The sequence below is a fragment of the Klebsiella sp. DY2415 genome (assembly GCF_026314315.1).
Taxonomy (GTDB): Bacteria; Pseudomonadota; Gammaproteobacteria; order Enterobacterales; family Enterobacteriaceae; genus Klebsiella; species Klebsiella ornithinolytica.
This window is the reverse complement of sequence record NZ_CP111115.1, coordinates 1,305,820-1,326,053: the sequence shown is the minus strand read 5'-3', so window position 1 is coordinate 1,326,053 and position 20,234 is coordinate 1,305,820. Positions and strand designations below refer to the sequence as shown.

The following is a 20,234-nucleotide window of genomic DNA, read 5'->3' as shown; positions in this document are numbered from 1 at the left end:
ACGTTTAAATCACGCACCTTCACAACGGATTGATTATGAACACACTACGCTATTTCGACTTTGGCTCTTCCCGTTCCGTTCTGCTGCTGATCGCCCGTATTGCCGTCGTACTGCTGTTTATTATATTTGGCTATCCCAAACTGATGGGCTTTAGCGGTACGGTACAATATATGGCCTCCTCCGGCGCTCCGCTTCCGACGTTAGCGGCGATTATCGCGATTGTGATGGAGGTGCCGGCGACAATCCTGATTATCCTGGGTTTCTTCACCCGTCCGCTGGCGGTGATCTTTATTTTTTACACCCTCGGTACCGCCGTCATTGGCCATCATTACTGGGATATGAGCGGTGATGCCGTACTTCCCAATATGATTAACTTCTACAAAAACATCAGTATAGCTGGAGCCTTCCTGCTTCTGGCCATCACTGGCCCGGGCGCTATCTCCCTCGACCGTCGTTAACCTCTGAACGCCGGACGTAAAAAAGGCCGCACTGGCGGCCTTTTTCTTTACGCTTGCGTCGTTAAACGTTACGCATAAACCGGGAAGCGTGCACAGATATCCAGCACTTTACCCTTCACGCGCTCAATGACCGCTTCGTCATTGATGTTGTCCAGCACGTCGCACATCCAGCCGGCCAGCTCTTTCACTTCCGCTTCTTTAAAGCCGCGACGGGTTACCGCCGGAGAACCGATACGGATACCGGAGGTCACAAACGGGCTCTTCGGATCGTTTGGTACGCTGTTTTTATTGACGGTGATGTTAGCACGGCCCAGCGCAGCGTCAGCTTCTTTACCGGTCAGGTTTTTATCGACCAGATCCAGCAGGAACAGATGGTTTTCAGTACCGCCGGAAACCACTTTGTAGCCGCGATTCAGGAACACTTCAACCATCGCTTTGGCGTTTTTCGCAACCTGCTGCTGATAGACTTTGAACTCTGGCTCCATCGCTTCTTTCAGCGCAACTGCTTTACCCGCGATAACGTGCATCAGCGGGCCGCCCTGTGCGCTAGGGAATACGGCAGAGTTCAGTTTTTTATACAGCTCTTCGCTACCGCCCTTCGCCAGGATCAGGCCGCCGCGCGGACCCGCCAGGGTTTTATGGGTAGTGGTCGTCACAACGTGAGCATGCGGAACCGGGTTTGGGTAAACGCCCGCGGCAATCAGGCCAGCAACGTGGGCCATATCGACGAACAGGTATGCGCCGATGCTGTCAGCGATTTCACGCATTTTTGCCCAGTCAACGATACCGGAGTAAGCAGAGAAACCACCGATGATCATTTTCGGTTTATGTTCCTGAGCCTGCTTCGCCATGTCTGCATAGTCGATTTTACCGGACTCATCGATGCCGTAAGGAATGATGTTGTACAGTTTGCCTGAGAAGTTAACCGGAGAGCCGTGAGTCAGGTGACCGCCTTGCGCCAGGTTCATACCCAGAACGGTATCGCCCGGTTGCAGCAGAGCGGTATAGACCGCGAAGTTAGCCTGGGAGCCGGAGTGCGGCTGTACGTTAGCGTAATCAGCGCCGAACAGCTCTTTTGCACGGTCAATCGCCAGTTGTTCAACGATATCAACATATTCGCAACCGCCGTAGTAGCGCTTGCCCGGATAACCTTCGGCATATTTATTGGTCAGCTGAGAACCCTGTGCCTGCATAACACGCGGACTGGTGTAGTTCTCGGAGGCGATCAGTTCGATGTGCTCTTCCTGACGTACTTTTTCCTGCTCCATAGCCTGCCACAGTTCGGCATCATAATCGGCAATGTTCATTTCACGCTTTAACATCCGCATCTCCTGCTCAGCTAACAATAGATTACAGCTCTAAAAGGGGGGCCTTTTTGGGCGACGGCCCACAGTATAACCGAATCGTTCTGTGATAACAGGTCTTGACAAAGGATTTTACGCAAACGATTGGCTCCCCATTACACAAGGCTTTGAGCAATAACGACTCAACGATTATCAACGGATTTCTTTTCAGGTTTGTGATGCAAATTCTTCATGTTGTTACCGCTACGGGGAAAAGTGTTAAGGAACCATTTACAGTGCAGGGTTATTTTTATAAGATGCATATAAAATACATCATTTAAATAACACCGAAGGAAGCTGCTATGCTCGACGCCCAAACCATCGCAACGGTTAAAGCCACTATTCCCCTGCTCGTCGAAACAGGTCCTAAGCTGACCGCCCATTTTTACGATCGCATGTTTGCCCATAACCCGGAGCTCAAAGAGATCTTCAACATGAGCAACCAGCGTAACGGCGACCAGCGTGAAGCGTTGTTTAATGCCATTGCCGCTTACGCCAGCAATATCGACAACCTGCCTGCCCTGCTGCCTGCCGTCGAGAAAATCGCCCAGAAACACACCAGCTTCCAGATCAAACCGGAACAGTACAATATTGTCGGCGGCCATCTGCTGGCGACGCTCGACGAAATGTTCAGCCCGGGCCAGGAAGTGCTTGACGCATGGGGCAAAGCCTACGGCGTGTTGGCCAATGTCTTTATTCATCGTGAATCTGAAATCTACCGGGATAACGCCAGCAAAAACGGGGGCTGGGAAGGCACGCGCGCGTTTCGTATCGTGAAGAAAACCCCGCGTAGCGCCCTGATTACCAGCTTCGATCTCGAGCCGGTAGACGGCCAGCCGGTGGCGGATTATCAGCCGGGCCAGTATCTGGCGATTTGGCTGAAGCCGCAGGAGTTTGAATATCAGGAAATTCGTCAGTATTCGCTGACCCGCAAGCCAGACGGCAAAGGCTACCGAATTGCGGTTAAACGCGAAAACGGCGGTCAGGTATCAAACTGGCTGCACAACGCCTCACAGGAAGGAGATATTGTGCATCTGGCTGCCCCGGCAGGTGACTTCTTCCTCGCCGTTGAGCCGGAAACGCCGGTTACGCTGATTTCCGGCGGCGTCGGACAAACACCGATGCTGGCCATGCTCGACACGCTGGCAAAAACGCAGCATGCGGCCCAGGTGAACTGGTTCCACGCGGCAGAAAATGGCGATGTCCATGCGTTTGCCGACGAGGTGGCAACGCTCGGCGCCAGCCTGCCGAAATTCACATCCCATATCTGGTATCGCACGCCGACGGAAGCCGACCGCCAGGCGGCACGCTTTAACAGCGAAGGTCTGATGATGTTATCGGATCTGGCGGACACGCTGCGTGACCCGCAAATGCAGTTCTATCTGTGCGGCCCGGTGGCCTTTATGCAACATGCAGCGAAACAGCTGGTGGCGCTGGGCGTCAATAACGACAACATTCACTACGAATGTTTTGGCCCGCATAAGGTGCTGTAATGAAATAACCCGGAGGCGGCGGAGATGCCGCCATTCGGGAATATTCCCCGGTCGCGCAAAGCTGACCGGGGAATGCGTCAGAATACGGCCCGGCTTAAATTGCCGCGTCGTCCTCTTCCCCGGTACGAATACGAATCACGCGGGCGACGTCAAAGACGAAGATTTTACCGTCACCGATTTTACCGGTCTGCGCCGTGCGGATAATGGTATCCACGCAGGTATCAACGATATCGTCAGTGACCACAATTTCGATTTTCACTTTCGGCAGAAAATCCACCATGTACTCCGCCCCGCGGTACAGTTCGGTGTGGCCTTTCTGACGGCCAAAGCCCTTCACTTCCGTCACCGTCATCCCGGTGATGCCGACTTCGGCCAGCGCTTCGCGCACGTCATCCAGTTTGAAAGGTTTAATAATCGCATCAATCTTTTTCATGGTTTTCCTGTCTTGGAGCCTATCCCATTAAGGCTATTTTACTTGCCATTTTGAACCTGGGCAGCGCTCAAAATCCTCACGTACTACGTGTACGCTCCGCTTTTTCCGCGCTGTCCGTGTTCAAACTGCCTGCGACAATAACGCCTACTGGGATAGGCTCTTAGTCGCGTAAACGGTTGCTTACCGTATCATAACTTGCGCCATGCTGCGGAGCTACTCTTTAAAGTCGTTGGCGTCGAGCTCGTGGCGCGACAGCAGCTTGTAGAATTCAGTACGGTTGCGCCCCGCCATTCTTGCTGCATGGGTGACGTTGCCTTTGGTGATTTGCAGCAGCTTGCGCAGATAGTTGAGCTCAAACTGATTGCGCGCTTCGACGAAGGTCGGCAGCGCGGTATTTTCCCCTTCCAGCGCCTGTTCCACCAGCGCATCACCGATCACCGGCGAGGTGGTCAACGCCACACACTGCTCAATCACGTTCACCAGCTGGCGGACATTGCCGGGCCATTTGGCTGCCATCAGCCGTTTCATCGCATCGGTTGAAAACGCCCGTACAAACGGCTTATGCCGATCGGCAGACTGGCGCAGCAGATGGTTTGCCAGCAGCGGGATATCCTCCGCGCGCTCGGCCAGCGGCGGGATCTTCAGGTTCACCACGTTCAGGCGATAATACAGATCTTCACGAAACTCGCCGCGCGCCATTGCCTTCGGCAGATCGCGGTGAGTGGCCGAGATGATACGTACATCGATATCGATGTCGCGGTTGCTACCCAGCGGGCGCACTTTACGCTCCTGCAGTACCCGCAGCAGCTTCACCTGCAGCGCCACCGGCATATCGCCAATCTCATCAAGAAACAGCGTCCCGCCCTCAGCGGCCTGGAACAGCCCTTCCCGGTTGCTCACCGCGCCGGTAAATGCGCCGCGCGCATGGCCAAATAGCTCGGATTCCAGCAGTTGTTCCGGCAGCGCGCCGCAGTTAATGGCGATAAAAGGTTTGGCGTGGCGCGGGCTGGCATTATGAATCGCCTGCGCGACAATCTCTTTCCCGGTCCCGCTCTGACCGTTAATCAGTACGCTAACGTCCGACTGCGCCACCATCCCGGCCTGTTCCAGCAGACGCAGCATCAGCGGACTGCGGGTTACGATAGCCTGACGCCAGCGCTCATCCGTCGCCGGCGCACTGTGTTCCAGCGCATCATCGATGGCTTTATACAGCGCATCTTTGTCCACCGGTTTGGTCAGAAAACCAAACACGCCTTGCTGGGTGGCCGCCACCGCATCGGGAATAGAGCCGTGAGCGGTAAGGATAATCACCGGCATCCCCGGATGAACTTTCTGGATTTCGCTGAACAACTGCAGGCCGTCCATCTCATCCATGCGTAAATCGCTGACCACCAGTTCGACTTTATCGCGCGCCAGAATACGCAGCGCCTCCGCACCGCTTTCGGCGGTCACGACGCTGTAGCCCTCGCTGGTCAAACGCATTCCCAGCAGTTTTAACAGACCCGGATCGTCATCCACCAGCAGCAAATGCGCAGGTTTACGGATCGTCATGTATGACCTCCGGAACCTTATCGCCGCTGTGACTGCCGTCGGAATTAAAATTGCCTCCGGGCTTGCGGCTGGAAAGCTGGCGTTCAATATCGGTGAGATTTTCCAGCTTGCGGGTAGTTAGCTCCAGCTGGCTGCGCAGCTGCTGTTCCTGCAGGCGCAGCGCCTCCAGCTCGCTATCGCTGGATTGCTGTAACTTCGCGTAACGGGCGCGCTCATCCACCAGCTGAAGCTGCCTGTTCTGACCATCACGCCAGAGCTGATACAGCGGACGCACCTGCACGGCAATTTGCGGACTGAAGGTATTCAGGCGGGATACCAGTTCACGGCGTTCATCCGGCGTAATCTTCGCATCCGCCAGTAAAATGCCGCGCTTAAAGGCATCCTGCCAGCTGTCATCATCATGCCGCCTGGCTTCCGCCCGCGCCTGAACCGGCGCCAGACGATCGGCACAATCAATCCCGCGCAGCCAGTACAGCGGGTTTTTATCGCTGGCTTCGCTCTTCAGCGACCAGATATCGGCGCAGTCGACTGAGAGAAAATCCGCAACCTGATGCTGCGGCAGATCGGGTTGTGCTTTGTCATTTGCCGTGTGCGGCGAAAAAGCGGCGGAACACCCCGCCAGCGCCAGGCAAGAAAGGCCGGGCAACAGCCATCCTTTGAAAGCACGAACCACTACGAAAAAGTGGGACATATTCACCCATTGTTGATTCATGTGTTGGTTTTTCCCGGCTCAGCGGCGGGTAGCGTTATGCGAAAACAGATAAGCCCGGGCTCACTCTCTTCCAGGCTCAGCTCACCCTGCATTTGTCGGACGCAGTCCCGGGCAATACTCAGCCCCAGACCGCTGCCTTTTACCGCCCCTTTACGCTGATGGCTTCCCTGATAAAAAGGCTCAAAAATCATATTTTTTTCCGCCTGCGGGATCGGTTCGCCGCTGTTTATCACGTCTATACGAACCTGCTCGCCGTGCCGGTAGCTATGAATACGAATGTTACCGGATTCAGCCCCATAGTGCACCGCATTGGAATAGAGATTATCCATCACGCTGATCAATAATGCCGGTTCTGCCAGGCAGGTACGCTCCGCCAGTTGAATCGCGGTATGCATCATTTTTGCGCGTGCGGGCAAACTGTGAGCGGCCACAACGTTATCAACCAGCTCTGCAATATCAACGATTTCACGCGGGACCGGGCCATCGGCCTGTTTACGATTGTAGTCCAGCAGTTGCTCAATCAGTTTTTGCAGATTGCGGCTGCTGTTATCGAGAATTTCGACGATCTCCTGCTGTTCCGTGGTCAACGGCCCGGCCACGCGGTCGGCCAGCAGCTCCGTGCCTTCCCGCATGCTGGCGAGGGGCGTTTTCAGCTCGTGTGAAAGGTGGCGTAAAAACTGATGGCGCTGCGACTCCAGCCAGGCCAGACGTTCGCTCAGCCAGATGATACGCTCGCCGACGGAACGCAGTTCGCGCGGACCGGTAAACAGCGCCGCGTTATCCAGCGATTTCCCCTCTCCCAGGCGGTTAATCATTTTCTCGATCCCTTTTACCGGGCCGATAATCATCCGGGTAAACAGCAGAACCAGCGCCAGGCTCAGCAGAAAAAGAACCAGCGCCTGCCAGCCAAAAAACTGCCCGCGTTCGGCAATCTCCTGCTGAAGCTGTTGTCCGCGCGAGTAAACCACCGTTCGGGTGGCCTGAACCATCTCGCTGTTGGCGGCGGCAAAGGCTTCAAGGCTGGCTCCCGATGGCGCATCCGGACTGCTGTTTTTACACCTGAGCTGCGCCAGGTCGTTCAACTGCTGGCTCAGCGCCTGCCAGATTTTTTCGTCCGGTAGCACCCCGGCATGAGCGTCAAGCATCTCGCTATAGCGTTTACGCTGATTTTGATAGACCTTCGCCAGCGTCGGATCGTCCAGTACGCAGTACTGCCGGTAGCTACGTTCCATTTCCAGCGACGCGTTCATCATTGCCTCACTGCGCCGGGCATCGACAAGCGTCGTGCGGTTAATATGCGCGGCCTGCGCGCTCAGCGCATTCAGGCTCTGCCACGCCTGCCAGGCCAGAACCAGCAGCGGCAGCAAAATCAACACAAACGAGAGCGTGACCAGCTGACGCAACGAACGGGGGAAAAGAGAGATTCGCTTCAAGGATAGGGTCTCAATCATTTGCTCACTATGATGCTACCTGAATATACCCAATATACTCTATGGATTTTGAGTTACAGGAAGGCGGCAAAGCTGAGAATCCCCGGGAGCTTACTCAAGTAAGTGACCAGGGTGAACAGATGCGGCCAACGCACCTGTAGCACAAAAGACGACGAGTATAACAAAGCCAGGCACAGGCCTGGCTTTGTTATGGAATAAGGCGGTGCCTAACTCGACGTTTCGCCCGATGGTTGATAAAGCAAAGCTGTTATCAGAAGTTGGACGGCAGGCACCTTGTTGTGCGTCATTCGAAGTTTATGTAGCGCGTCCCGAAGGGGCTGACATAAGAAGGTGAATGAGCCACTGCGTATTATTATGCATTAACTATGCCACATAGCAAAACAAATTGTTAACACAATGAAATATAATGAATTTATAACATTTAACCCGCACTTCGGTTGCGGTGACTTTTTAACCAGAGTGTCGCCGTTTAGCAACACATCGTGAGGCGTTTTTACACCTCTATATAAATCAATAAGTTAAATGTCTCTAATTGGCGACACCCCTCACCGGCGTTTGTCGGCAATTCCCGACACCGGCAGGCGACCGCCGTCACAAACGAAAAGCCCCCGCTCAACGTCGGGGGCCTGATACATTACGCTTCAACCGGGAAGGCTTTGCGAACACGGCGGATCCTGTACAGCTCGCCGGATATTAGCCCAGCTGTTTACGTGCGTTGCGGAAGATGCGCATCCACGGACTATCCTCGCCCCAGTTTTCCGGGTGCCAGGAGTTAGCCACCGTGCGGAATACGCGCTCAGGATGCGGCATCATGATCGTCGCACGACCGCTTTCGCTGGTCACGGCGGTGATCCCGTTCGGTGAGCCGTTCGGGTTAGCCGGATAGCTCTCCGTCACCTTACCGAAGTTATCGACAAAGCGCAGCGCCACCAGACCTTTGCTCTCCAGCTGGGCCAGATGCGCGCTGTCACGCACTTCCACCTGCCCTTCACCGTGAGAAACGGCAATCGGCATCATCGAACCGGCCATGCCCTGCAGCAGCAGAGACGGGCTTTGCGTGACTTCGACCAGGCTGAAGCGCGCTTCAAAACGGTCGGAATAGTTACGCACAAAGCGCGGCCACAGGTCGCTTCCCGGGATCAGCTCACGCAGGTTGGACATCATCTGACAACCGTTACACACGCCCAGCGCCAGGGTCTGCGGACGGTGGAAGAAGGTGGCAAACTCATCGCGCACCCGCTCGTTAAACAGAATGGATTTCGCCCAGCCTTCGCCCGCCCCCAGCACGTCGCCATAGGAGAAGCCGCCGCAGGCAACCAGCGCCTGGAAATCAGCCAGCCCGGTACGGCCCGCCAGCAGGTCGCTCATGTGCACGTCGATCGCATCAAAGCCCGCGCGGTGGAAGGCTGCCGCCATCTCCACGTGGGAGTTAACGCCTTGCTCACGCAGTACCGCTACCTTCGGACGTGCGCCGGTGGCGATGTACGGTGCGGCAATGTCTTCGTTGATATCGAAGGTGAGCTTCACGTTAAGGCCCGGATCGTCCTCGCGACGTTTCGCTTCGTGCTCGCTATCGGCGCACTCCGGGTTGTCGCGCAGGCGCTGCATCTGCCAGGTGGTTTCTGCCCACCAGATACGCAGCGTGGTGCGGCTTTCGCTGAACACCGGATGCCCTTCAGCGGTGATGACAAAGCGGTCACCTTCCGTCGCCTGGCCCAGGTAGTGGACGCAGTCTGCCAGGCCATGAGAAGCCAGCAGCGCTTCAACCGCTTCGCGATCCGCGGCACGGACCTGGATAACCGCCCCCAGCTCTTCGTTAAACAGCGCCGCCAGACGATCGTCACCTAGCGCGGCAATATCTGCCGTCAGGCCGCAGTGGCCGGTAAAGGCCATCTCAGCCAGGGTTACCAGCAGGCCGCCGTCAGAGCGGTCGTGGTAAGCCAGCAGCTTACGATCGGCCACCAGCGCCTGCATCGCATCCCAGAAGCCTTTCAGCTGCGCGACATCGCGTACGTCGGCCGGAACATCGCCCAGCTGACGGTAAACCTGCGCCAGCGCGGTGGCGCCGAGCGCGTTACGGCCTTTGCCTAAATCAATCAGCAGCAGGGCGTTATCTTCCGTGGAGAGCTGCGGCGTCACGGTATGGCGCACATCTTCCACGCGGGCAAAGGCGGAAATCACCAGCGATAGCGGCGAAGTCATCTCGCGCTGCTCGCTGCCTTCCTGCCAGCGGGTTTTCATCGACATCGAATCTTTACCCACCGGAATGGTCAGTCCCAGAGCCGGACACAGCTCTTCGCCAACCGCTTTTACCGCTTCATACAGACCGGCATCTTCACCCGGATGACCCGCTGCGGCCATCCAGTTTGCGGAAAGTTTCACGCGATTTAACGCGCCAATTTGCGTTGCCGCGACGTTGGTCAGCGCCTCACCGACGGCCAGGCGAGCAGAGGCGGCAAAGTCCAGCAGCGCAACCGGCGCACGTTCGCCAATCGCCATCGCTTCGCCGTAGTAGCTATCGAGGCTGGCGGTGGTTACCGCGCAGTTTGCTACCGGAATCTGCCAGGGGCCGACCATCTGATCGCGCGCCACCATCCCGGTTACGGTGCGGTCGCCGATGGTGACAAGGAACGTTTTCTCTGCAACCGCCGGCAGGTGCAGCACGCGATTCACCGCATCGGCGAGAGTGATATCCCGACGATCCAGCGCGTCGCCTTTCACTTTCAGGGTCTGCACATCGCGGGTCATTTTCGGCGTTTTGCCCAGCAGCACATCCAGCGGCAGGTCGATCGGCTGGTCGTTGAAGTGAGCATCGCTCATATTGAGATGCAGTTCTTCGGTGGCTTCACCGATCACCGCATACGGTGCGCGCTCACGGCGGCACAGCTCGTCAAACAGCGGCAGCTGTTCCGGCGCGACCGCCAGCACATAGCGTTCCTGGGATTCGTTACACCAGATTTCCAGCGGGCTCATCCCCGGCTCATCGCTCAGGATATCGCGCAGCTGGAATTTACCGCCGCGACCGCCGTCGCTGACCAGTTCCGGCATGGCATTAGACAAACCGCCCGCGCCGACGTCGTGGATAAACAGAATCGGGTTTGCATCGCCCAGCTGCCAGCAGCGGTCGATCACTTCCTGGCAGCGGCGTTCCATTTCCGGGTTATCGCGCTGCACCGAGGCAAAATCAAGATCCGCGTCGGACTGACCGGATGCCATCGAAGAGGCTGCCCCGCCGCCCAGGCCGATATTCATCGCCGGGCCGCCAAGGACAATCAGTTTCGCCCCAACGGTAATTTCGCCTTTCTGCACGTGCTCGCCGCGAATGTTACCAATACCGCCCGCCAGCATGATCGGTTTGTGGTACCCGCGCAGCTCTTCGCCGTTGTGGCTGGTCACTTTTTCTTCATAGGTACGGAAATAGCCGTTCAGCGCCGGGCGACCGAATTCGTTGTTAAACGCGGCGCCGCCCAGCGGGCCGTCGGTCATGATATCCAGCGCGGTCACAATACGATCCGGCTTGCCGAAATCTTCTTCCCACGGCTGTTCAAAGCCGGGAATCCGCAGGTTAGAGACTGAGAAACCGACCAGACCGGCTTTCGGTTTCGCTCCGCGACCGGTTGCCCCTTCATCGCGGATTTCACCGCCGGATCCGGTCGCCGCCCCCGGCCACGGAGAGATGGCCGTCGGGTGGTTGTGCGTTTCCACTTTCATCAGGATATGGGCGTCTTCCTGATGGTAGTCATAGCGGCCTTTTTCGCGATCGGCGAAGAAGCGCCCTACCTGAGAACCTTCCATGACCGCGGCGTTGTCTTTATAGGCGGAGAGAACGTAGTCCGGGGTCTTCTCAAAGGTATTTTTGATCATCTTAAACAGCGACTTCGGCTGCTGTTCGCCGTCGATGACCCAGTCGGCGTTAAAAATCTTGTGGCGGCAGTGCTCGGAGTTCGCCTGGGCAAACATATACAGTTCGATGTCGTTCGGGTTGCGGCCAAGCCTGGTAAACGCATCCTGCAGATAATCGATTTCGTCTTCCGCCAGCGCCAGCCCCAGACGGAGGTTGGCGTCAATCAGCGCCTGACGTCCCTGACCCAACAGATCGACGCTGGTCACCGGCGTCGGTTGATGCTGAGCGAACAGCTTTTCGCCCTCTTCCAGCGCGTCAAAGACGCTTTCCATCATCCGGTCGTGGAGTTCACTCGCGACAGCGGCCCATTGTTCTTCGCTCAGCGTAGTGGCTTCCACATAGTACGCCACGCCGCGTTCAAGACGCACAACCTGCGACAGGCCGCAGTTATGGGCAATATCGGTAGCTTTAGAAGACCAGGGGGAGATGGTGCCAGGGCGGGGGGTGACGAGCAGTAATTTACCGGTTGGGGTATGGCTGTTTAAGTTTGGGCCATACTTGAGCAGTCGTGCCAGCCTCTCACGCTCATCACCGCTTAACGGCGCGTTCAGTTCGGCAAAATGAACATACTCTGCATATATTGTGCTAACCGGCAGGTTGGCCGCCTGGAAACGTGCCAGCAGTTTATTAACACGAAATGCCGACAGTGCAGGTGAACCACGCAAAATTTCCATCATAAGTCTCTCGTCTTCGCAGCTTTCAATATGAGCCAGGGGGGAAACGGGCGCCATTATAGTGAATCCTGAGCCTCGACGAAACCGTTTGCGTGGAAATAAAATCATTCCCCTGGTTTATCAATTAATGTGACCTTCCTCGCGAATAAGTTGCCAACTGACGCATTCTTAAGCAAAATGCCGCTCATTCGAGGACTCTCTTTTAACTTTATCCGCTAATAGCCTGCTGAGGAACACAGAGCTGCAGAAGATTAACTCTCTGAAAAAATTAAAGATTAATTATCTGCTCATCGGCATTGTGACCTTATTGCTGGCGGCCGCCCTGTGGCCGTCGATCCCGTGGTCAGGAAAGCCGGAGAACCGTGTCGCCGGAATTATGGCGCGCGGCGAGCTGCGCATCAGCACCATCAATTCGCCGCTCACCTTCGCGACCATCAATAACAAAACCTACGGACTGGATTACGAGCTGGCGGAACAGTTTGCCGATTACCTCGGCGTCAAGCTGAAAGTGACCGTCCGCCAGAATATCAGTCAGCTGTTTGATGACCTTGATAACGGTAATGCCGATATGTTAGCTGCCGGACTGGTCTACAACTCAGAACGGGTCAAAAACTATCAGGCCGGGCCGGGCTACTATTCGGTGTCGCAACAGCTGGTCTACCGGGTGGGCAACACGCGCCCACGCAGCCTCGCCAACCTCACGGCGGAACAGCTGGTGATTGCCCCGGGCCACGTCGCCATTAACGACCTGCAGACACTAAAAGGAAATAAATACCCGGATCTCGGCTGGCGCGTGGATGAAAAGCGCGGGACGACAGCGCTGATGCAGGCGGTTATCGATGGCGAAGTGGCTTACACCATTGCGGATTCGGTGGCCATTAGTCTGTTCCAGCGCGTGCATCCGGAACTGGCGGTCGCTCTGGATATCAGCGATGAACAGCCGGTGACCTGGTTTAGCGCCAGGAGCGAGGACAACTCGCTTTCGGCGGCGATGCTGGATTTCTTCAACAATATGAATGAAGACGGCACCCTGGCGCGACTGGAAGAAAAATACCTTGGACACGGCAACGATTTCGATTATGTCGACACCCGGACGTTCCTGCGCGCCGTCGATAATATTCTGCCGGACCTACAGCCGATGTTTGAGAAATACGCGCGCCAGATCGACTGGCGCCTGCTGGCGGCCATTTCATGGCAGGAGTCGCACTGGGATCCGCAGGCTACTTCGCCCACCGGGGTGCGCGGCATGATGATGCTGACCCGCAATACCGCGCAGAGCCTGGGATTAACCGATCGTACCGATGCGGAGCAGAGCCTCAGCGGCGGTATGCGCTACTTGCAAGATATGATGAATAAAATCCCGGACTCGGTCCCCAAAGATGAACGAATCTGGTTTGCGCTGGCGGCTTACAATATGGGATACGCCCATATTCTGGACGCTATCTCACTGACCAAAAAACAGAAAGGCAATCCCGACAGCTGGGCGGACGTCAAGCAGCGCCTGCCGCTGCTCAGTCAGAAACCTTATTACAGCCGGCTGAAATATGGCTACGCGCGCGGTCACGAGGCATACGCCTACGTCGAGAACATCCGCAAATACCACATCAGCCTGGTGGGCTACCTGTCGGAGAAAGAGAGAAAGGATGAACAGCGGCTGGCGCTGGCCGGGGACTATCCGGCGGTGATGCCGGATGAACTGGATAAAGAACAGCGGGCGCTCCCCTTTTTCCAGTTTCGCGCGGAATCGTTAGTCGACAACGCCAGGCTGAAGATTCCCGGATTGGGACACTAAGCGTCTTCGACCCGACGCGCCTTTTTTAAGGCTTTTTTCTCTTCCCGCCGCCAGCGGAAAAAGTCGCTGAGCATACCTGAGCACGACTCCGCCAGAATCCCCTCGCTGATCTCCACCCGATGATTCATACCCGGATGGTGCAGAACATCAATTAGCGAGCCGGCCGCGCCGGTTTTTGCATCCCGGGCACCAAATACCAGCCGTGAAATCCGGCTATGCACCATCGCACCCGCGCACATCACACAGGGTTCAAGCGTGACATACAGCGTCGCGTCAATCAGGCGATAGTTTTGCAGGACCAGTCCACCCTGACGCAGCGCCATAATTTCGGCATGCGCCGTAGGATCGTGACGCCCGATAGGCCGGTTCCACCCTTCGCCGATAACCTGATTGTTGTACACCAGCACGGCGCCGACCGGCACTTCGCCCTCTTCCCAGGCGCGTTTAGCCAGCGTCAGGGCGTGACGCATCCAGTATTCATCGTTCAGTTCATGGTCAGACAAAACGGGCACTCCTGCGGAAAAAGCGGGCCGCATTATACATGGCCGACAGACATTGCACACTATTCTAACTGGTGGAGATCGCCCTGCGGGGTGACCCGCCAGCGATGCTGGCAAAAATGAAGCAGCGGATTATCCTGTTCGCTATCGCTATAGCCGCTGTACAGCTGCAGCGGCGCACCGATCTTCTGCTCCAGTTGCACCACCTTTTCATGGCCCAGACAGCGTAGCGACAGCCCCCAGCCTCCGCAGCGACGTTCCATCCGACTGGCGATGATGTTCACCCTGGGCAGCCAGGCAGTATCCCCGTAGACCTGTTCCACCAGCGATTGCGGCGATCCGGTAATCAGCCAGACGTCAGCATCGTGCCGGGTCAGGTAGTCCGACAGCCGGGCCTGCACCACCGGAAAAGCCGTCACGCGCTGGCGAAACCAGCGGACAAAGTCGGCCTCAAGCCGCTTTAGCGCGCGCTCACTGCGTCCGAACGTCGATGCCCACAGCAGCAGGCTCATCGGCCAGCGCGCCGCCCGGCCATTTACCGCCAGTCCTGCCAGGATCACCGGCAACAGCGGTACAACCAGCAGCAGGTTCAGGGGCTGGTGACGCAAGACGTACCGTAAGAAGCTGCCGAACATATCCTGTTGATGCAACGTTCCATCGAGATCAAAAAAAACCACTCGCTGCGTGCTGCTCTTCAAACCTGACCTCTTTTTATCGAATTTTGTCTCTGATACCGCTAGCTTAACAGTCTTGTGCCATAAACAGAGAAAACATCCGCTGACGTTAAGCCTGCGTTGAGGCAGTTCCTCCGCCGTGAATAAATCTCAGCGGTAGAATTTTTAATTCGCCGCAATCCTCTTATAATCGAATACAAAATTCTTTCAGCAGAGGGCGAAAGTTGTCCTGAGGAAAACCGATGAACTGTTTAATCCGCATCCGCCAGCGCTACCCGTCGCTGGCAGCAAGCGATAAGAAGCTGGCAGACTTTATTCTGGCTCAGCCGGACCAGACCCGCCACCTCAGTTCGCAACAGCTGGCAGGTGAGGCAGGCGTCAGCCAGTCCAGCGTCGTGAAATTCGCGCAGAAGATGGGGTTTAAGGGTTTCCCGGCGCTAAAGCTGGCGCTCAGCGAAGCGCTGGCCAGTGCACCCGATCCTCAGTCGGTGCCGGTCCATAACCAGATCCGCGGCGACGATCCGCTGCGTCTGGTCGGCGAGAAACTGATTAAGGATAACGTGGCCGCCATGCACGCCTCGCTGGATGTGAACAGCGAAGAGAAGCTGCTGGAAGCCGTGGCGCTGCTGCGGAATGCGCGCCGGGTGATTATTACCGGTATTGGCGCATCCGGCCTGGTGGCGCGCAATTTTAGCTGGAAGCTAATGAAGATCGGCATTAACGCGGTTTCCGAACAGGATATGCATGCCCTGCTCGCCACCGTACAGGCCATGTCGTCAGACGACCTGCTGTTAGCTATCTCCTACTCTGGCGAACGTCGTGAAATCAATATGGCCGCCGGAGAAGCGCTGCGCGTGGGCTGTCGGATCCTGGCGATCACTGGCTTCACCCCCAACGCCCTGCAACAGCAGGCCACGCAGTGCCTGTATACTATCGCCGAAGAGCAGGCGACCCGCAGCGCGGCGATCTCCTCCACCAGCGCGCAGATGATGCTCACCGATCTGCTGTTTATGGCGCTGGTTCAACAGGATCTTGAACATGCGCCGGACCGTATCCGGCACAGCGAAGCGCTGGTGAAAAAACTGGTGTGAACAGAAAATGGGCGTATAATGCCCGCCCTGTTTGTGTTGTTTCTGAGAATTTCCCGATGGCGCTGTTAATCACCAAAAAATGCATCAACTGCGATATGTGCGAACCGGAATGCCCTAACGAGGCCATTTCGATGGGTGACAGCATTTATGAAATTAACAGCGACCGCTGCACGGAATGCGTGGGCCACTATGAAACGCCCACCTGCCAGAAAGTGTGCCCGATCCCGAATACGATTCTGAAAGACCCGGCACACGTTGAAAATGAAGAGCAGCTGTGGGACAAGTTCGTGCTAATGCATCACGCGGACAAAATCTGATACCGCGGACAGCGGGCGCTAACTCTCCACGATAACCGTTGCACAAGCGTAATGGCGCTCATCGGCCAGCGTCACGTGAATGCTTCTGACGCCCAGACGCTCCGCCAGATTCTTCGCTTCGCCCCACAGCCGTAGCTTAGGCTTGCCCAGTTCGTCGTTGTAAACCTCAAACTGATTAAAAGCCAGACCGTTACGGATACCGGTCCCCAGGGCTTTCGCCGCCGCCTCTTTCACCGCAAAACGCTTTGCCAGAAAACGAACCGGCTGCTGGTGCTGTGCCCATATCGCCCACTCGTTGTCGCTGAGCACGCGCCGGGCGAGACGATCGCCGCTGCGGGCGATCACCGCTTCAATACGGGCAATTTCAACAATATCGGTACCCAGCCCCAGAATAGCCATTACGCGCGAGCTTCCTGCATCAGGCGTTTCATCTCGGCAACCGCTTCTTTCAGGCCGCTCATCACCGCACGACCGATGATCGCATGACCAATGTTCAGCTCATGCATCTCCGGAATACGGGCGATCGCCTGCACGTTATGGTAGGTCAGGCCGTGACCGGCATTAACCTTGAGGCCCAGGCTCGCGGCATAGGCGGCCGCCGTGGCGATACGCTCAAGCTCTGCGGCCTGCCGGGCGTCGGTTTCGGCATCCGCATAGCAACCGGTATGGATTTCGATATACGGCGCGCCGACGTCCGCCGCAGCCTTAATTTGCTCAACATCGGCATCGATGAACAGCGAGACCAGAATACCGGCATCGGCAAGGCGCGTGCAGGCATCGCGCATTTTGTCGCGCTGACCCGCCACATCCAGACCGCCTTCCGTCGTCACTTCCTGACGTTTTTCCGGAACCAGACAGCAGAAGTGCGGTTTGGTCTCACAGGCGATGGTCAGCATCTCTTCGGTGACCGCCATCTCCAGGTTCATTCGGGTATCCAGCGTCTGGCGCAGGATACGCACATCGCGGTCGGTAATGTGACGGCGGTCTTCGCGCAGGTGCACGGTAATCCCGTCGGCGCCAGCCTGCTCGGCGATAAAGGCCGCCTGCACCGGATCCGGATAGGCCGTGCCGCGAGCGTTACGCAGTGTCGCAATATGGTCAATATTGACCCCTAACAGTAATTCAGCCATGACAATCCTCATTGATCGTTATTCGTTTTATCTGCTGCTCGCGCCGCGCGGGCGGGCATAAACTGGCGAAACAGCTCCCGGCTCTTTAGCGGTTTACCGCCAAGATACGGTTTCAGGGCGATACGGGTAAAGCGCTTTGCGGCACGTAGCGCGTCGCTATCCGGGAACTCACGGTTAGCCAGCGCCTTCAAATGGTGCCCGGTAAAGGTGTTGTTATCAATAACCACGCTGGCAATAAAACCTTTTTCTTCACGGTAGCGATAGGTCATGGTGTCATCCACCGCTTCGCCGCTGCCGGCACAGTGGAGGAAGTCAACGCCATAGCCCAGGTGTCCCAGCAGCGCCAGTTCAAAGCGGCGCAACGCCGGCTCTGGTGTACCGCTTGCGCCAGCCAACGCCTGCAGACAGTGCAGATAATCGAAAAAGAGTTCGGAGAAGCGCGTTTCATGTTCGAGCACGCGGGAAAGCAGCTCATTGACATACAGACCGCTGTAAAGCGTGATGCCGCTGAGCGGAAGCGCCAATGAAACGGCTTCGGCGCTGCGAAGCGTTTTCACTTCGCCACGCCCGCCAAAGCGCAGGAGTAAGGGGGTAAAAGGCTGGAGGGCGCCTTTGAGGTTGGAGCGTCTGGAACGTGCGCCTTTTGCTACCAGGCGCACGCGACCCGACTCTTCCGTGAAGACGTCCAGCATCAGGCTGGTTTCGCTCCAGGGACGACTATGCAGAACGAAAGCGCGCTGCCAGCCTTCCATCATACTCGTCGTCTTTCAGGTTGCAGGTGCGTTGGCCGCACCCTTTCAGCCGAATCACTGACTAAAGTAAGCTCCCGGGGACTCACGGTCTTGCCGCCTGCCTGCACCACGAAAGCCATGGTGTATCAAACTCAGAGATCGTCAACGTAGCCGAGGCTGCGCAGCGCGCGCTCGTCGTCGGCCCAGCCGGATTTGACTTTCACCCACAGTTCGAGGTGAACCGGCGCTTCGAACATATCCTGCATGTCTTTACGCGCTTCAATACCGATGGTTTTGATTTTGGCGCCTTTGTTGCCAATGACCATCTTCTTCTGACCTTCACGCTCAACCAGAATCAGGCCGTTAATATCATAACCGCCGCGTTCGTTGGTCTGGAAACGTTCGATCTCAACCGTCACCGAATACGGCAGCTCGGCACCAAGAAAACGCATCAGCTTTTCGCGGATGATTTCAGAGGCCATAAAGCGCTGTGAGCGGTCGGTAATATAATCTTCCGGGAAGTGATGAATCGCTTCCGGCAGATGTTTGCGTACGATCCCGGCGATGGTATCGACATTCATCCCTGTTTCCGCAGAAATTGGCACGATATCGAGGAAGTTCATCTGGCTCGCCAGGAACTGCAGGTGCGGCAGCAGATCGGCCTTCTCCTGCACGTTATCTACTTTATTGACCGCCAGAATCACCGGCGCTCTGGCATCACGTAATTTGCCCAGCACCATTTCGTCATCGGCCGTCCAGCGCGTGCCTTCGACAACGAAAATCACCAGTTCAACGTCGCCAATGGAACTGCTCGCCGCTTTGTTCATCAGGCGGTTGATCGCCCGTTTCTCTTCCATATGCAGGCCCGGGGTATCAACATAAATTGCCTGATACGGTCCTTCGGTATGGATGCCGACAATGCGGTGACGGGTGGTCTGCGCTTTACGGGAAGTGATCGAAATCTTCTGCCCAAGCAGTTTGTTCAACAGCGTGGATTTACCCACGTTCGGGCGGCCAACGATGGCGACAAACCCACAATAACTTTTATCGATGCTCATTCCAGCTCCAGCTTTTTCAGCGCCTGTTCGGCGGCAGCCTGCTCCGCCTTGCGACGGCTGGAACCTGTGCCTACCACCGGTTCACTCAGGCCACTGACCTGGCAGTGGATAGTAAATTCCTGATCGTGTGCTTCACCGCGCACCTGCACTACCAGATAGGAAGGCAGCGGCAGGTGGCGACCTTGCAGGTACTCCTGCAAACGGGTCTTTGGATCTTTTTGCTTATCGCCAGGACTGATTTCGTCCAGACGAGTTTGGTACCAGGTGAGAATCAGGCGCTCAACGTTCTGGATATCGCTGTCGAGGAATACCCCGCCAATCAACGCTTCAACGGTATCTGCCAGAATAGACTCGCGACGGAAGCCGCCGCTTTTCAACTCACCCGGGCCAAGGCGCAGACACTCACCCAGTTCAAACTCGCGGGCGATCTCCGCCAGCGTGTTGCCTCGTACCAGCGTTGCGCGCATGCGGCTCATATCGCCTTCGTCCACCCGAGGGAAACGGTGATAGAGCGCATTCGCGATCACAAAACTCAAAATTGAGTCACCTAAAAATTCCAGGCGCTCATTGTGTTTGCTGCTGGCACTGCGGTGAGTTAATGCCTGTTGCAACAGCTCCTGATGATGAAAAGTGTAGCCCAGCTTCCGTTGAAGCCGATTAATTACGATGGGGTTCATGCGTTACCAATAAATGAATGCGTCAAAAATGCAGCACACGAAACCGACCTGGGCAGCCCTGTCCCCATTCAGATTGCCTGTGCGCTTGCCTGCCGCCTTTCTGCAACCCAAATTATTCAGAGTAAAATCAACCAACGCGGTTTCGTGTGCAGTGTCACTCTTACGAGAGACAACCAAAACTTCGGGGGGATATTCTATACGCAACGACAAGGGATGTCGTTAGTTTGAATAGATTTAAATATTAA

At 56.3% G+C, this 20,234-nt stretch carries 18 protein-coding genes; 5 read left to right on the top strand and 13 right to left on the bottom strand.

Going from position 1 to position 20,234, the window contains the following annotated elements; genetic code table 11:
* The first annotated feature begins 35 nt into the window (after nucleotides 1–35).
* Entirely contained in the window at nucleotides 36–458 is a 423-nt protein-coding gene (locus OQV00_RS06330) for a DoxX family protein (protein ID WP_266280025.1), read from the top strand.
* Between the two features lie 68 nt (nucleotides 459–526).
* Here OQV00_RS06330 and glyA read toward each other — a convergent pair whose 3' ends face one another.
* Nucleotides 527–1,780 (bottom strand): serine hydroxymethyltransferase, encoded by a 1,254-nt coding sequence (gene glyA / locus OQV00_RS06325; protein WP_004866418.1) that lies wholly within the window; start codon nucleotides 1,778–1,780, stop codon nucleotides 527–529.
* 323 nt (nucleotides 1,781–2,103) lie between these two features.
* On the opposite strand from glyA, the gene hmpA reads away from it, so the two are divergent.
* Nucleotides 2,104–3,294: an NO-inducible flavohemoprotein gene (gene hmpA, locus OQV00_RS06320; RefSeq protein WP_004866421.1), complete on the top strand. Its 1,191-nt coding sequence runs from the start codon at nucleotides 2,104–2,106 to the stop codon at nucleotides 3,292–3,294.
* Nucleotides 3,295–3,388: 94 nt separating this feature from the next.
* Here hmpA and glnB read toward each other — a convergent pair whose 3' ends face one another.
* The 5 genes from glnB to purL all read right to left on the bottom strand — a co-directional run bounded on the left by glnB (nucleotide 3,389) and on the right by purL (nucleotide 12,022).
* Complete coding sequence (glnB, locus tag OQV00_RS06315) at nucleotides 3,389–3,727, bottom strand: nitrogen regulatory protein P-II (RefSeq protein ID WP_002914032.1); 339 nt, start codon at nucleotides 3,725–3,727, stop codon at nucleotides 3,389–3,391.
* A gap of 213 nt (nucleotides 3,728–3,940) precedes the next feature.
* Nucleotides 3,941–5,278, bottom strand: a complete 1,338-nt coding sequence (gene glrR, locus OQV00_RS06310; RefSeq protein ID WP_004866424.1) for a two-component system response regulator GlrR — start codon at nucleotides 5,276–5,278, stop codon at nucleotides 3,941–3,943.
* Nucleotides 5,265–5,969, bottom strand: coding sequence for a two-component system QseEF-associated lipoprotein QseG (qseG, locus tag OQV00_RS06305; protein WP_032718077.1), 705 nt, complete (start codon nucleotides 5,967–5,969; stop codon nucleotides 5,265–5,267). Before qseG ends, glrR begins: the two co-directional genes overlap by 14 nt.
* 17 nt (nucleotides 5,970–5,986) lie before the next feature.
* Nucleotides 5,987–7,423, bottom strand: coding sequence for a sensor histidine kinase (locus OQV00_RS06300; protein WP_015583696.1), 1,437 nt, complete (start codon nucleotides 7,421–7,423; stop codon nucleotides 5,987–5,989).
* Nucleotides 7,424–8,134: 711 nt separating this feature from the next.
* Nucleotides 8,135–12,022 carry a phosphoribosylformylglycinamidine synthase gene (purL, locus tag OQV00_RS06295; protein WP_048024202.1) on the bottom strand — a complete coding sequence of 1,296 codons (3,888 nt, stop codon included), beginning with the start codon at nucleotides 12,020–12,022 and terminating at the stop codon, nucleotides 8,135–8,137.
* 256 nt (nucleotides 12,023–12,278) lie between these two features.
* On the opposite strand from purL, the gene mltF reads away from it, so the two are divergent.
* Nucleotides 12,279–13,811 carry a membrane-bound lytic murein transglycosylase MltF gene (gene mltF, locus OQV00_RS06290; protein WP_048024195.1) on the top strand — a complete coding sequence of 511 codons (1,533 nt, stop codon included), beginning with the start codon at nucleotides 12,279–12,281 and terminating at the stop codon, nucleotides 13,809–13,811.
* Here mltF and tadA read toward each other — a convergent pair.
* The gene (tadA, locus tag OQV00_RS06285) at nucleotides 13,808–14,314 is read right to left on the bottom strand and encodes a tRNA adenosine(34) deaminase TadA (protein WP_004866434.1); all 507 of its coding nucleotides are present in this window, start codon (nucleotides 14,312–14,314) and stop codon (nucleotides 13,808–13,810) included. The genes mltF and tadA overlap by 4 nt on opposite strands.
* A 59-nt stretch (nucleotides 14,315–14,373) precedes the next feature.
* Complete coding sequence (yfhb, locus tag OQV00_RS06280; RefSeq protein WP_230132538.1) at nucleotides 14,374–14,946, bottom strand: phosphatidylglycerophosphatase C; 573 nt, start codon at nucleotides 14,944–14,946, stop codon at nucleotides 14,374–14,376.
* Nucleotides 14,947–15,227: 281 nt separating this feature from the next.
* On the opposite strand from yfhb, the gene OQV00_RS06275 reads away from it, so the two are divergent.
* Nucleotides 15,228–16,076 carry a MurR/RpiR family transcriptional regulator gene (locus OQV00_RS06275; RefSeq protein ID WP_004866439.1) on the top strand — a complete coding sequence of 283 codons (849 nt, stop codon included), beginning with the start codon at nucleotides 15,228–15,230 and terminating at the stop codon, nucleotides 16,074–16,076.
* A 56-nt stretch (nucleotides 16,077–16,132) separates the two neighbouring features.
* Nucleotides 16,133–16,393 carry a YfhL family 4Fe-4S dicluster ferredoxin gene (locus OQV00_RS06270; protein ID WP_004866440.1) on the top strand — a complete coding sequence of 87 codons (261 nt, stop codon included), beginning with the start codon at nucleotides 16,133–16,135 and terminating at the stop codon, nucleotides 16,391–16,393.
* Between the two features lie 18 nt (nucleotides 16,394–16,411).
* Here OQV00_RS06270 and acpS read toward each other — a convergent pair whose 3' ends face one another.
* From acpS to rnc, 5 genes are all read right to left on the bottom strand, one after another.
* Nucleotides 16,412–16,792 carry a holo-ACP synthase gene (acpS, locus tag OQV00_RS06265; RefSeq protein WP_004866442.1) on the bottom strand — a complete coding sequence of 127 codons (381 nt, stop codon included), beginning with the start codon at nucleotides 16,790–16,792 and terminating at the stop codon, nucleotides 16,412–16,414.
* On the bottom strand, nucleotides 16,792–17,523 hold the full coding sequence (pdxJ, locus tag OQV00_RS06260; protein ID WP_004866444.1) for a pyridoxine 5'-phosphate synthase: 732 nt from the start codon (nucleotides 17,521–17,523) through the stop codon (nucleotides 16,792–16,794). The genes acpS and pdxJ overlap by 1 nt, the downstream gene beginning before the upstream one ends.
* Nucleotides 17,524–17,531: 8 nt before the next feature.
* Nucleotides 17,532–18,275: a DNA repair protein RecO gene (gene recO / locus OQV00_RS06255; RefSeq protein WP_032686559.1), complete on the bottom strand. Its 744-nt coding sequence runs from the start codon at nucleotides 18,273–18,275 to the stop codon at nucleotides 17,532–17,534.
* A 131-nt stretch (nucleotides 18,276–18,406) separates the two neighbouring features.
* Nucleotides 18,407–19,312: a GTPase Era gene (era, locus tag OQV00_RS06250; protein WP_004866448.1), complete on the bottom strand. Its 906-nt coding sequence runs from the start codon at nucleotides 19,310–19,312 to the stop codon at nucleotides 18,407–18,409.
* Nucleotides 19,309–19,989 (bottom strand): ribonuclease III, encoded by a 681-nt coding sequence (gene rnc, locus OQV00_RS06245; RefSeq protein WP_004866451.1) that lies wholly within the window; start codon nucleotides 19,987–19,989, stop codon nucleotides 19,309–19,311. The genes era and rnc overlap by 4 nt, the downstream gene beginning before the upstream one ends.
* Nucleotides 19,990–20,234 lie beyond the last annotated feature (245 nt).

Excerpts from the sequence above, each read along its gene's own strand:
- purL (WP_048024202.1), bottom strand. The coding sequence starts at position 12,022 with ATGATGGAAATTTTGCGTGGTTCACCTGCACTGTCGGCATTTCGTGTT.
- OQV00_RS06270 (WP_004866440.1), top strand. The coding sequence starts at position 16,133 with ATGGCGCTGTTAATCACCAAAAAATGCATCAACTGCGATATGTGCGAA.
- yfhb (WP_230132538.1), bottom strand. The coding sequence starts at position 14,946 with ATGTTCGGCAGCTTCTTACGGTACGTCTTGCGTCACCAGCCCCTGAAC.
- pdxJ (WP_004866444.1), bottom strand. The coding sequence starts at position 17,523 with ATGGCTGAATTACTGTTAGGGGTCAATATTGACCATATTGCGACACTG.
- rnc (WP_004866451.1), bottom strand. The coding sequence starts at position 19,989 with ATGAACCCCATCGTAATTAATCGGCTTCAACGGAAGCTGGGCTACACT.
- recO (WP_032686559.1), bottom strand. The coding sequence starts at position 18,275 with ATGGAAGGCTGGCAGCGCGCTTTCGTTCTGCATAGTCGTCCCTGGAGC.
- hmpA (WP_004866421.1), top strand. The coding sequence starts at position 2,104 with ATGCTCGACGCCCAAACCATCGCAACGGTTAAAGCCACTATTCCCCTG.
- glnB (WP_002914032.1), bottom strand. The coding sequence starts at position 3,727 with ATGAAAAAGATTGATGCGATTATTAAACCTTTCAAACTGGATGACGTG.
- acpS (WP_004866442.1), bottom strand. The coding sequence starts at position 16,792 with ATGGCTATTCTGGGGCTGGGTACCGATATTGTTGAAATTGCCCGTATT.
- OQV00_RS06275 (WP_004866439.1), top strand. The coding sequence starts at position 15,228 with ATGAACTGTTTAATCCGCATCCGCCAGCGCTACCCGTCGCTGGCAGCA.
- OQV00_RS06330 (WP_266280025.1), top strand. The coding sequence starts at position 36 with ATGAACACACTACGCTATTTCGACTTTGGCTCTTCCCGTTCCGTTCTG.
- era (WP_004866448.1), bottom strand. The coding sequence starts at position 19,312 with ATGAGCATCGATAAAAGTTATTGTGGGTTTGTCGCCATCGTTGGCCGC.
- glyA (WP_004866418.1), bottom strand. The coding sequence starts at position 1,780 with ATGTTAAAGCGTGAAATGAACATTGCCGATTATGATGCCGAACTGTGG.
- qseG (WP_032718077.1), bottom strand. The coding sequence starts at position 5,969 with ATGTCCCACTTTTTCGTAGTGGTTCGTGCTTTCAAAGGATGGCTGTTG.
- glrR (WP_004866424.1), bottom strand. The coding sequence starts at position 5,278 with ATGACGATCCGTAAACCTGCGCATTTGCTGCTGGTGGATGACGATCCG.